General features: G+C 57.1%; 10 protein-coding genes. 5 read left to right on the top strand and 5 right to left on the bottom strand.

Annotated elements, in window-relative coordinates; translation table 11 throughout:
* Positions 1 to 5: 5 nt before the first annotated feature.
* From QRN31_RS24545 to QRN31_RS24525, 5 genes are read right to left on the bottom strand one after another with little or no spacing between them, the layout of a single operon-like run.
* Positions 6 to 1,250, bottom strand: a complete 1,245-nt coding sequence (locus QRN31_RS24545) for an MFS transporter (protein WP_285435084.1) — start codon at positions 1,248 to 1,250, stop codon at positions 6 to 8.
* 16 nt (positions 1,251 to 1,266) lie between these two features.
* Entirely contained in the window at positions 1,267 to 3,117 is a 1,851-nt protein-coding gene (locus QRN31_RS24540) for an IucA/IucC family protein (protein ID WP_285435083.1), read from the bottom strand.
* Positions 3,118 to 3,166: 49 nt separating this feature from the next.
* The gene (locus QRN31_RS24535; RefSeq protein WP_285435082.1) at positions 3,167 to 4,315 is read right to left on the bottom strand and encodes an NAD/NADP-dependent octopine/nopaline dehydrogenase family protein; all 1,149 of its coding nucleotides are present in this window, start codon (positions 4,313 to 4,315) and stop codon (positions 3,167 to 3,169) included.
* 28 nt (positions 4,316 to 4,343) lie between these two features.
* Positions 4,344 to 5,387 carry a PLP-dependent cysteine synthase family protein gene (locus QRN31_RS24530; protein WP_285435081.1) on the bottom strand — a complete coding sequence of 348 codons (1,044 nt, stop codon included), beginning with the start codon at positions 5,385 to 5,387 and terminating at the stop codon, positions 4,344 to 4,346.
* A gap of 14 nt (positions 5,388 to 5,401) precedes the next feature.
* Positions 5,402 to 6,796 carry a Y4yA family PLP-dependent enzyme gene (locus QRN31_RS24525; RefSeq protein WP_285435080.1) on the bottom strand — a complete coding sequence of 465 codons (1,395 nt, stop codon included), beginning with the start codon at positions 6,794 to 6,796 and terminating at the stop codon, positions 5,402 to 5,404.
* Between the two features lie 610 nt (positions 6,797 to 7,406).
* Between QRN31_RS24525 and QRN31_RS24520 the strand changes: the two genes are divergently transcribed.
* The 5 genes from QRN31_RS24520 to QRN31_RS24500 all read left to right on the top strand — a co-directional run bounded on the left by QRN31_RS24520 (position 7,407) and on the right by QRN31_RS24500 (position 12,465).
* Complete coding sequence (locus tag QRN31_RS24520; RefSeq protein WP_285435079.1) at positions 7,407 to 8,297, top strand: HpcH/HpaI aldolase/citrate lyase family protein; 891 nt, start codon at positions 7,407 to 7,409, stop codon at positions 8,295 to 8,297.
* A 26-nt stretch (positions 8,298 to 8,323) separates the two neighbouring features.
* Positions 8,324 to 8,725 carry a ParB N-terminal domain-containing protein gene (locus QRN31_RS24515; protein WP_285435078.1) on the top strand — a complete coding sequence of 134 codons (402 nt, stop codon included), beginning with the start codon at positions 8,324 to 8,326 and terminating at the stop codon, positions 8,723 to 8,725.
* Positions 8,726 to 8,835: 110 nt separating this feature from the next.
* The gene (locus QRN31_RS24510) at positions 8,836 to 11,076 is read left to right on the top strand and encodes a TonB-dependent receptor (protein WP_285435077.1); all 2,241 of its coding nucleotides are present in this window, start codon (positions 8,836 to 8,838) and stop codon (positions 11,074 to 11,076) included.
* A gap of 76 nt (positions 11,077 to 11,152) precedes the next feature.
* Positions 11,153 to 11,533: a fe2+ zn2+ uptake regulation protein gene (locus QRN31_RS24505; RefSeq protein WP_285435076.1), complete on the top strand. Its 381-nt coding sequence runs from the start codon at positions 11,153 to 11,155 to the stop codon at positions 11,531 to 11,533.
* A gap of 380 nt (positions 11,534 to 11,913) precedes the next feature.
* Positions 11,914 to 12,465 (top strand): chalcone isomerase family protein, encoded by a 552-nt coding sequence (locus QRN31_RS24500; RefSeq protein WP_502942521.1) that lies wholly within the window; start codon positions 11,914 to 11,916, stop codon positions 12,463 to 12,465.
* Positions 12,466 to 12,472: the final 7 nt, after the last annotated feature.

Here is a 12,472-nt window from a genome sequence, read left to right as displayed (position 1 = left end):
CTTGATCAATCCTGGGGCGGGGCATGACTCGGGAGCATCTGCGCAGGCCAGTAACGCAGCGCGACAATCGGGATCAGTGCCAACACGTAGGCCAGGCAGACAAACAGGTAGGTGTATTGCAAGCCATAGACCTGGCTGAGCAAACCACCGGCCGAGATCCCCGCAATCGAAGCGAATTGTGCGGTGCCCTGGGCAATCCCCAGCACGTGACCCTGTTGCGAGCTATCGGCGGTTTTCGAGATCAGCGCCATGAGCACTGGCGTGGTCGCCCCCAGCAGTACACCCCAGATGAAGTAGGCGATGACAAACACCACAGGGTTGTGCGTGACGCCTGCTATTGCGGTCAGGGCGATGCAGCCGATGACGACGTAGGTCATGCGGTGCAAGGTTTCCTGCTGAGTGCGGTGTTCGAAGTAACGCGACCAGGCCGTTGCCGAAAGAATGAAACCCAGCGCCAATAAGCCATAGCACAGGCCGACCACCGAGTTACTGACCTCGAATACCGAGCTGACGTAGAGCGAGAAGGAGGTCTGCGGCAACATGCGCGCCAGCAGCAAAATGCCCATCACGCCCAGCAACGACAGTAACGGTGAGCCTTGCCAGAGGCTGCCCGAACGACTGGCCGTTGTCGCTTTGTCCGCGACCGGTGTTTTCTTCACCGGCGGTACATCGGGCAAGGTAACGGCCGCGATGACGGTGCAGACAGCGCACAGTGCCGCGGCAATGATGTTGATCCAGAAAAACGTCGCGTAATCGAGGATCAGCCCGCCGACGACAGCGCCGAGCAACGAGCCGACGTTGGTGGAAATCTGCAGGATGGCGAACAGGCGTGCGCGCCGCGAAGGGGCTTCAATGCTAACCCCATAAGCTTGGGCCGGCGCGATGTATCCGGCGAAAGCGCCTTGCAGAAAACGCAGGATCAGAATGACCCAGATGTCGCTGAAGAGGGCCAGCCCAAGCTGGGTCAACGACAAACCGGCGAGGGCGCGGATCATCATCAACTTGTGGCCGTAGCGATCACCGATACGGCCCCAGAATGCACTGGTCAGAATAATGCCCAGCATCGGCCCGACGTATACGGCGATGCTGGCGAAGCTGAAAACCGACTCCGAGGAAGTCAGCCCACGCAGGTGGACGGGCCAGAAGGGCCCACTCATTTCCATCGCGCCCATGGACACAAGCTGGATCGCAAATAGAAGATAAATCAGGATTCTCACTTTAGAACCCTGGATGGCACCTGCATGGGACATGAGTCAGCCTCGGTGGTTAAACGCTAGCGAGCGGGTTGGTCAGGGTGTGTTGCAAACGATAGTTGGAGTACTGCATCAAGTGCATGCGCAACAACGACCGGGTTGGCCATGGATCTTCCACAAACGCCTGACGTTCGACTTCCCACAGGTCTGGTGAGACACGGTCGCGTACGGCCGCAAATGCTAGATCGGTTTCCTCGCGCAGTACTTCCCACAACCGCGTGTTGTTCAAACCGTATTCCTTGGTCAGCCACAGGGCCATTTCGTGCAGGTGCGTCAGGAACGCAGCGTCCAGCACGAACATGCGCACCGGTTCGATATCGCCTGAGAATACCGTCGGCAAAATACCCGGCTGCACATGTGGCTGCAGGTTATAGCCACGGGCTTCCAGCAGCGGAGCATAAGTCCTGCCATCGCCGAAATCGCGGATCAGCAGACTACGTGCTTTGCCATCGGGAGAGAACAGCACCATGGTGTTTTGCTGATGCGCTTCGAGCCCGATGCCATACATCAAATAGATCGCCACCACTGGGTGGGTGACCACTTTGGCGTACTCGCGGAACCAGTCTTCAACCTGGCCAGCATTGGCCCGCACGCCATCACGTTCGATCAGATCGGTAAATAACGGCCGGCCACTGCCAGGCAACCTGGTGAACAGTGATGCCACGGTAATCGGCAGGCAACTGTCGCTGCGCTCGAACGCTTGTTGACTGGCGCGATAGACCACTGAGAGATGGCGCCCGGGATTATCGTCCTGGGTGATCGCATTTTTATAACGCACGCCGATTTCTTCCGGGAAGATTTCCAGGCGTTGCCCGAAGCCATTTTCGGCCTGCAGAATCCGGGTGATCACCGTGCTGATGCGCGGCCCCATGTGAATCGATTTGGCTTGCAGGCTGCGCAGTTCGCTGGTCATCCACACGGCGATCGGCAATTTGATCAACGGTGCGCATTCGTCCAGCACCGGCATCATGGTGCGGTAGGACATGGTCGGCAGGGTTTGAATATCCGGGCCGTCGGTGATCAGGATGCCTTCTTCGATTTCCGCAGCAAACGTCGTGAGCACATAGGCCTGCAAATGCCAGGCGTGAATCGGCAGCGGAATCCACTGGGTTTCATCCAGCCCTTTGCTGTTGAGCGAGGCTTTCCATTGTTCCCATTGCGCCGGGAAGTTACTGGCGAACCACGCGTGGTATCCGGTCACGTGCGGCATGCTTTCGCTTTTCGAATGCTCGACACGCAAGGAGGCGATGCGCAGCGGTACCTGAACGTTGAACTCGGGTGACAGTTGCTCGACCTCGGCATCGGTCAGGCCCGGACGGGATTTCCACGTCGGGTAATACGGATGGCCTTCCAGCGAACCCCACTGGTCCAGCAGGATGGCGGCGTCTTTGGTCGTGGCATGCTGGCGCAGGTAGTCGGTGAAGCTGTTGAGGCCCTGATCCCTGGCCGCCTGCTCCAGTCGCGCGTTCCAATGCTGGCGATGCTGACGGGCGTGGGCATCGTTGATCAGGCTGTTTTCCATGTCGGCCTTGAGCCCGGCCACGCCTTCGTCGGTCGGCTCGAAGTCGAGGCTGTCACGCAATACATCCAACATATCCTGATGGCTGGTGATCACCTGGCGTACGCCTTCGTCGGTCAACAGCACCACTTCACCGTCATTGACCACGGTATCGGCCGGGCCTTTGGCGATGTCGGAGAAAAACAGGTGGGCGCGGGCATCCTTCAGCGGGTAGGTGGCCTGGTTCCCCTCGACGGAAAAGTTCAGGGCCGAACGGTCGAGGATGTTTTCCGCAAAGAGGCAACGGATCAAGCGTCGCATGGCGTTTTTGCGGGAGTAGGCGATCAGTGTCTTGAAGTCATCCATATCTGCTGTCTGCTCGTCGAAAATTAAAGAAAGAGATGAAACCCACGGCTCATGCCGTGCGTGGCCAGTGGTTTGGGAAATAGTCGAGCGCCGAATCGCGCAGGCCTTGCATGTAGGCAACGCTCCACTGCAAGACCTCCTCGATGTAGGGCACCTTCAGTTCAAAGCGTTTGGCCATTTCCACCAGCAACACCAGGCCATAGGCAACGTCTTCGTTGAAGGCGCGGCTCTCGCGTTCGATCACGTAGCCGGCGCGGTTGCCGTCGGCTGGCACCATGGGGGCAAGGATGTCGTTGTAGGCCTGATTGGTGCGCAGAATTGAAAGCATGCTGCTCTGGTCGCGGATCTGTTCGCCGTAGGCCTCGACAATTTCCTGTTTCAAGGATTTGACCGATGACAGGTCGATGCCCATGCGCTGGCTGATGACGGCGCACAGATCCTGGCTCTCCTGATCCATGCGTTCGAGGAAGTAGGCACCCAGTTCCGGGCACTCGGTCCACCAGCACATGCGTTGCGGGAAAATTTTGCGATGCCATTGGCCAAAGGGGCCGATCAGCCCGTAGATCACCGAGCTGTGCATGATCGGGTTGCCCGGCGTCAGGGTTATTTCCAGGTAATGGTCGAGCATCGTCACGCACGGGCCGTACAACACGGTGAGCATTGCCTCGAGCCGCTGACGGGATTCTTGCGATTCCCGAGCGTGCGTCGCCACATACAACCGGCTTTTGCCGCCGCCCATTTTGATTGATCGCCCGGGGGTCAGCTCGAAGGCGGTATGCGGGACGTCCTTCATCCCCCAGATCACCAGGTTAGGGCGATCGGCCAGCGTGGCCTCGGCCAGCCAGTCGAAACCGCAAAAACCCGGAATCGCGCCGACGTACACCGGTTTGCTTGAGCTCAGGTGGGGTGCAATCGCTTGCAAGGTTTGCGGCCGGGCATGGGCGGGCACGGTGATGATGACGATGTCGGCGTCCTCAACGGCAGTCCTGGCATCGGTGGTTACCCGATCCAGCCGGGCGTCCAGTGTCGAGCCATCCGGCAACAAGGCCTGCATTGGCGTGTGACGAGCGTGCTGTTCAATAATTTCCAGATTGCTGGTGAGCATTGAAACCTGAACATTGGGCAGCTGCTTGAACAGGATGGCGTTGAGATGGCCGGTCCTGCCGCCACCACAGATGGCGACTTTCAACAGATTCATCGAGAGGCGTTCCTGAGTGATGGGTGGGTCATGCGACGCTTAATTGAAGCGGCGCGGAAACGGAGTCCAGCCAATGGGTCTTGCCCAGCCAGGCATCCAGTTGCGGTGCGACGTTCGGGTCGAGCAAATCACGTTCTTGCAGCCATTTATCGTCGAACACCGTGTGCAGGTATTTTTCGCCGCCATCGGCGATCGGCACGACCACGTTGCCGGTCAGCACGCCTTTGTGAATCAGCTCCAATGCCTTGAAAATCGCACCGCCGGTCGAGCCTCCCACCAACAGCGCCAGGTTTCGGGCGATGTAGCGGGCGGTTTCGAAGGCTTGGGAGTCGGTGACCTGCACGCCCAGATCGATGCAGCTGTAGTCGAGCACCAGACCGACCGTGTCACCGGCCGGGGTGCCGGTACCGGACTGATAGTAGGGATAGCCGGGATGGCCGAAGACAATGGAACCGGCCGGTTCCACCGCAACGGTCACGGTGTCGGGATTGTGCAGTTTCAGACCACGGGCGATACCGGTCATCGAACCACCGGTGCCGACGCAGCCGACGTAGGCACCGATAGAGCCTTGCACCTGAGCAATCGTTTCGCGGACGAAATCGCTGTAGCCGCCGGCATTGGCGGCGTTGTCGGATTGATTCATGAACACGGCACCGGGAATGTCGGTCGCGAGTTCAGCCGCCAGCCGTTGGCGCTCGACCACCGCCACTTCGTCTTCGCGATAGGTGCCTTTAACGAATCGAATGTCGGCGCCCAGCGCCTTCATCACGGCGATCTTGTCCTGAGCCGCGTGATGATCGACCACGGCGATAAACTGCAGGCCGAATTCGACGGCGGCCATGGCCAGGCCAATGCCGGTGTTGCCGGACGACGACTCGACGATGACGCCGCCCGGTTTCAGGCGCCCGGACTTGAGCGCGGCCAGCACCATGTTGCGTGCCATGCGGTCTTTGATGCTGCCGCCGGGGTTGTTCTTTTCAATCTTGAGTAACAGCCTGGCGTCGGTATCCGGAACATCAATACCCAACATTGGCGTATTGCCAATAAGATCAGAAACTTTATTCAATATCATTTCAATTATTCCCTTTAGTAGTCAGGTGAAAATGCATAGTTACCTTCCGTACAACAGGTCGCCATCAAGCGCCGGGGCAGGGGATGGCGATGAAACTCGTTTTCCAGCAAGTCCATCTGATAACCGGCGGTATTAACGTAAATCAATAAATCGCCTGCTTGCGGGGCGGTGCCAAAGTTGATCAGGCGATGGGTAATGACGTCATCGTCCAGACAGCTATGTCCAGCGATATACGCTTGTGTCGGGGTGTTCGGTAGTTCGTTTGTGCTGATGAGTATCGGATCAACCAGGTACTCCGATGAAAACCAGGTTTCACAGGCGCTGAAACTACTGCCTTCAACAAAAATGACGATTTTGTTGTCGGCCAGTTTTTTTGTTCGTGTGATGCGAAACAAAGAAATAGCCGCCTGGTCCACCAGACTTCGGCCGGGCTCCAGTGCCAGCGTTATTTTTCGCATGTTCAAATAGTTAGCAATGGACAGCCCGGGCGAGTGGTCGGCCTGGAGGAATAATGTCAACCATTGGGGCGCGGTCAATTCACTGCCATAGGGGTAATAAGAGTCGGGCACTACATGGTTGTAATAATGGTCGGGCTTATTGTCGTTCTGTAAAAACCGACTATAGGCCTGAGGCTCGACATAACGAATCGGCAGGCCGCCGCCGATGTCGATCATCTGCGGATTCAGTCCCATTTCACGGGCTGCCTCGACAAACCCGGTGACTTCACGGAAGGCTTGCGCACGGGATTCGAATCCGTAACCGCCCAAGTGAAAATGGAACCCCTCGAAGTGAAAACTCCCAGGTTCTCGGGTCAGCCGCTGAAGGCATTCAAGCAGGTCCTCAAAGCCCATTCCAAATCGGCTCTTTGGACAGCTTGCAGGCCTGTAACGCAGTAAAATCCGTGCTTTGGCGGGGGCTTCCAGAGATTCGATCACTGTTTTCAGGTGATCGAATTCCTCCAGCGAGTCCACACAAATCAGTGAACCTGCGCTGATCAGCGCTTGATGAAACACGACAGTTTTGGCGGGGCCTGTGGCGCAGATTTGTGCCGCTGGCGTGCCGGCTCGCAGTGCTGCCTCCAGCTCATGAATGCTCGAAACATCGACGCCAATGCCCGAATTTGCCGCAGCACTGAGCAGGCTCTGAGACTTGTTGGCCTTGGCGCCATAGAAGATGGCGTGACACACATTGTGCTGGTTCAACACCGTTTGCAGCGCCTTCGTATTCAACTCGAAAGCATGTGGCCAGACCAGGTTTAACGGTGAGCCATGTTGTTTGACCAGATCTGAAAGTGTGCTCGGAAAATGGTTGATAAGTCTGGCAATAACAAGGTCGATAAGCGGTTTTAGCGTCTCTGGATGATGAACTTCAATTCGCTGTTCAACGGTTTGCGCATTAATTGCAGGCATCGTTAGCCCTCTGGCTTGAAATAGAACTTAGCCATTGATATTCGACAACCATAAGTTATCGACGGAAGCAGTATTTTCGCTCGTCAGATCCGAGTTTTTAGATGGGGCGGAGGCGGATGCCACGCGAAACCCGAAGACGAATTTGTAGCGCGGATCGCAATAAATGATTCACAAAACAATTGCATGAGAAACCCATTCCATAAGGTTTGTACGGATGTTCTGATTGGCCACTAGTTGATGGCCAGCCTGTGTGAATGATCAGTAACTGACATTCATGTGCCATTACTGGCGTGTACTTCCCATTGCTAGTGATGACGTGCTTTGAAGCGGGGATAGTTCCTCCGGCGACGTGAACAATATTGCTAACGCGAATGATTATCAAGTAATGTCTTCAAATATTTTTGAATAACAACCTGCGCAGGGCGAATGAATGGGCGCGTGTTTACACGCTCAAGTACGCGTTCGTCCTATTAAAAAAAATCCCGTAATACCCTGATGAACAAGGCGTTACGGGAAGGTGCTGGCAGCCACAGGCAGGCGCGGAAATCCGCCGCTGACAGGGCCTGATTTTTTTCCGGATTCACAACGTTTCATGCCAAGGAGTAACGCCATGACATCCGTTCGACATAGCAGCAAAAACTCACTCGCGATCAGCTACCTGTTCGTGCCCGGCAACCGCCCCGAACGTTTTTCAAAAGCTGTCGAAGCGGGTCCGGACGCGATCATTCTCGACCTCGAAGATGCCGTTCATCCGGACAGCAAGGCCGCAGCCCGTGCAGCCATCTGGGCATGGCAGGAGAGTACGCCGAGGGTTTCCTGCGAGCGTTACATCCGCCTGAACAGCGTCAGCAGTACGCTTTTCCGCCAGGACCTGACCTGGCTGAACGACATGCGCTATCCCGAGCGTTGCGACGGGATTTTCCTGCCCAAGGCGGAATGCCCCGAGGCCCTTACCCAAGTCGTCGAACGTTTGCTCAAGTGGCAACCGGAACTCAAGATCATTGCGATCATCGAGACGGCCAAAGGTTTGCAACAGGTGGAAGCGATCGCCGCGATTCCAGGGATTGCACGACTGGCGTTCGGCTCACTGGATTTCTCCCTCGATATCAATTGCAGCCAGAGTCCCGAAGCGTTTCTGTTCGCTCGAAACCGCATCGTGCTGGCTTCGCGCACAGCGGATTTACCGTCTCCAATCGACGGCGTCACGCCGGCGATCAGCGATTTGGCGGTGGTCGCCAAGGACTCCCATTACGCACGTTCCTTGGGGTTCGGCGCCAAGCTGTGCATCCATCCCTCGCAACTGGTCACGGTGCAGCGCGCCTTCCTGCCGGATTCGCGGCAATTGGCGTGGGCCGATCGGGTGATGAGCGCCGTGGCCACCGGCAGTCATGCGGTGCAAGTGGATGGCGAGATGGTGGATCTGCCTCTGATCGAACACGCCCAACGTCTGCTCGATGTCGCCCGCCAATACGCGCCGATTGCCAACGCAGACGCTTGCTGAAACCCCGGCGAATCAGGAGATCAACCATGGAACACGGTTATCAGATTGCATTGCGGCCGCTGTGTGACGTGCTGCAGTCCGAGCAGGTCGACCCTGCCAACGTGACGTTGCTGCGCGAGTCGATCGTGCGGGCCGGACATTGGCTGGAACCGATCATCATCGAGCGCTCGCTGGGCATCGTGATGGACGGCAATCACCGGTTCAACGCGGCGTTGCAATTGGGGTTGAAGAGGGTGCCTTGCATCCAGCTCGACTACACCGATCCGCGGGTGTGTGTGCGGCACTGGCAGTCCGGCCAGGCGTTTGAAGTGGCGCGGATTTTCACCACGATCGCTCGGGGCGAGATCTTTCCCTACAAGACCACCCGGCACGCGTTTGACCCGGCGTTGCCGGTGATCGCGATACCGCTGGAGCGCCTGTATGCCTAGCGTTGGAGGCACAGGGGCAAAAAAACTCTACTGAGAGTGATACTTTTTCGCATCCCGACTGGCAATAGGAGTGATTACCATTTTCCCTGTTTGAAAAGGATCCTCACGTCATGCCTGTTGTCAGTCGTCCTTGCGGTGAGCGCGTGTTAACACTCGCCATTCGTACCGCCATGCTGAATTTTGTCTTGGTCGCAGGAAGCGCCAACGCCTGGGCCGCAGCCCCTGAGCAACAGGACGTTGCCGCTGACACAACCACGAACACTCCGGCCGCGACGCCGGCCGAACACAGCACCAATACGCTGACGCTCGGCACCACTGACATCAACGCCAGTTACAGCGGTCCAACCGCGTTGCCGGAAGCTTTCGCCGGTGGCCAGGTGGCGCGCGGTGCCCGACTGGGCATGCTGGGCAACAAAGATGTGATGGACACCCCGTTCAGCGTGACCAGTTACACCGCCAAGACATTGGCCGACCTGCAAACGGTGACCGTGGCCGATGCATTGGAACGTGACCCTTCGGTGCGCTCCACCGGTCAGACGGGCGGTATCGTCGATTCGTTTTTCATCCGTGGTTTTCCGGTGGGTGAAGGTAACCTCGGCGAACTGGCGTTCGATGGCGTGTATGGCGTGGCGCCCAACTACCGGGTATTCACCGAGTATGCCGAGCGTGTCGAAGTGCTGAAGGGGCCGGGCGCCCTGATGTACGGCATTTCGCCAAACAGTGGCGTCGGTGGCGTGATCAATATCGTTCCCAAACGTCCACTGGACGAAGACCTGACCCGTGTTACCACCAGCTACGCCTCGGACTCCCAAGTCGGCGGTCACCTGGATGTCAGCCGGCGCTTTGGTGAAGACAATCAGTTCGGCGTGCGCTTCAACGGCAACCTGCAAGGCGGTGACACTGCCGTTGATGATCAGCACCGAGACCTGGGGATCGGTGCCATCGCGCTGGATTATCGAGGCGAGCGCTTGCGCTTGAACCTTGATTTCATCAGCCAGAAAGAAAGCTTCGATGCACCGTCGAGGCCATTCACTGTCGCGCCTGGAATTGATATTCCCTCCGCCCCCAATGGCCGGACCAATGTGTCGCAGGACTGGGGTTGGTCAGATACCAAAGAGCAGTCGGCATTGCTGGGCGGCGAATATGACCTGAGTGATGCGGTCACCGTGTTTGCCCATGCGGGGGGCGGCAAGTCAGACGTCAAGCGGATGTCCGACCAGGTGCCGAGAATCATCAATGAGGCCGGCGATACCAGCAACATTCCCGGGTATTACAAATTCAACGTCGACCGCTCGACCGCCGACGTCGGGATCCGCGGAGTGTTCGCAACCGGTCCCGTCACCCACACGACGACGCTGATGGCAACCCAATACCAGGATGAGCTGTCCCGAGGGATCAACAACGGCACTGAAGTGCGTTCGAACATCTACCATCCGGTGGAAGTGCCCAAGCAATTTATCAACTCGCCCCAGGTACTGCGCGTTTCCGAATCGGATTTGTCCGGTGTCGCGTTGACCGACACGCTGTCCATGCTTGATGACCGCTTTCAGTTGACCCTGGGTGTGCGTCGACAAGACATCGAGTCACGTAATTACAACGCGGCAGGCTCGGTCAGCTCGAAATACAACGAGAGCGCCACGACCCCGCTGGTTGGCGTGGTGGTCAAGCCCTGGGAAGACGTTTCGCTCTACTACAACTACGTCGAAGGCTTGAGCAAAGGCGATATCGCACCGGGCTCGGCGGCCAACGCCGGCGAGACGTTCGCACCTTACGAATCGAAGCAGCATGAAATCGGCGTCAAGTATGAACACGGCACGTTCATGACCACGCTGGCGTTGTTTCAGATAGAAAAACCGAGTGGCGAAATCGGTGCCGGCAACGTGTTTTCGGTGCAAGCCGAACAGCGTAACCGCGGTGTCGAGTTGAGCATGTTCGGCGAAGTGGCACCGGGCACGCGCTTGATGGGGGGCGTGACGCTGCTCGATGGTGAGTTGACCGATTCGGCGACTGCCGCCAATCGCGGCAACAAACCGGTAGGCGTTCCAGACGTGCAAGCCAACCTGTGGGCCGAATATGACACGCCTTGGCTTGAGGGTTTTACCCTCACCAGCGGTGCCATTTACACCGACAGCCAATACGTCAATCAAGCCAATACCCAGGAGCTGGCTTCCTGGACTCGCTTTGATGCCGGCGCGCGTTACGCCACCAAAATCGAAGGGCGGCCGACGACCTTCCGCGCCACCGTACAGAACGTGTTCGATCGTGAGTACTGGTCGGGCGTCGCCTCCTACGGCGCGTTCTCGGCGGGTTATCCGCGCACCTTGCAGTTATCAGCCACGGTCGATTTTTGAGAAGGACGGGAAGGGGGGAGCGACTATTGAGCGTTGTTGCCCCCCGACCTGATCATTGCTGAACAGGAGTATTTGCATGTTGTTTAACCACGACCTGTCCTCTGCTGTTAAACGTCGTCCGTTCCTCGCAACGACTCATTCACTGCCCCCCGAGTCTGATCGCAGTGCGAATGTGCATATCCGTGAGCTGCTGCGTTTGCATGGACTGCGCACCAGTCTGTTCCGTCTTAAAGTTATCAACGCACTGGTCTTGGCTACGCTGGAGGGGCGCTCAATCGGTGTGTGTGGGGTGCGTGCCTATTTAGAGTCGTCCTCTGTAGAGCTTAAGCTCGTCAGTGTGCGTGAAGTACTGAAGCGTCTGGCTGAGGAAGGTGTGATCGTTTTTCAAGCGGACAAGAGCTACCGCTTTACTACCGAAGCGTGGGAAATCCTCAAACCAAATCTAAGAAAAGCGTGAATGGCCGCTGATTTTTTGTACGTGGCGGATAAGTTTGTATATGTTTTTTGCGAAATAGGCCTAAAAACGCCATCTGACAATCGCCACTTCCGCACCTATTTCTGACCTCCATATCACCAGTCGACGCTAGCGGTTGATTAACGCGCGCCGAAGCCACCCTGGCACCTCTCATCGGCGGAGTATTTTCGTCAAAGTGTATCGCGCACTCGATTCGTGTTTTCGGCGCAGATGGCGTTCAATTGCGTGTAAATTGCGTCATTTGACCGGGACGGTGGTGTCGGTTTTTTGTGCGGGTAATCGAGTTTGAGACGATAGCTGTACAAAATAATTATTTGGTATAACTTTTAGGGGCGCCTATTGAGTCATATCGAGGGTTTCGCATGGCTATGCAGACGGGCCGCTTCATCCGCCGCGCTATCTGTTTTGCTCTGATGCTGCAGAGCGCAGAACTGCTTGCTGATTGGCGCGAGGCTATCCCCAACGCTCATCGGTTGGGGTACGGGGAGATGCGTGTATTCGGGTTTTCCATCTACAGCGCGCAGTTCTGGAGCTCACGTCTTATTGCCGGTGAAACGCTGGATGCGGATGTGCCTTTTGCGCTGGAGCTGACCTACCTTCGCGCTATCAGTCGAGAGGATCTGGTTGAGGCCAGCCTCAAGGAGATCCGTCGCCTGTCGCCCAACACTCCGAATCCAGAGCTGATGGCTCGCTGGGCGTCGGAGATGTCTAAGGCGTTTGTCGATGTGCGTGCCGGTGACCGCATTACCGGAGTTTATATGCCTGGAGAGGGCGTACGTTTTTACGTCGGTGAGCACCTTCAGCATGTGGTGAGAGATGTTGCGTTCGCCAAAGCTTTTTTTGCGATATGGCTTGACCCCCGAACACGCAACCCGCAGCTGCGCGCCCAATTGCTGGGTGCGGCTAAACCCTGAGACCGTT

It is taken from the genome of Pseudomonas sp. fls2-241-R2A-110 (assembly GCF_030209165.1).
Lineage (GTDB): Bacteria > Pseudomonadota > Gammaproteobacteria > Pseudomonadales > Pseudomonadaceae > Aquipseudomonas.
Note: the sequence above shows the minus strand (reverse complement) of the source record. Positions and strands in the feature narration are given on the sequence as shown.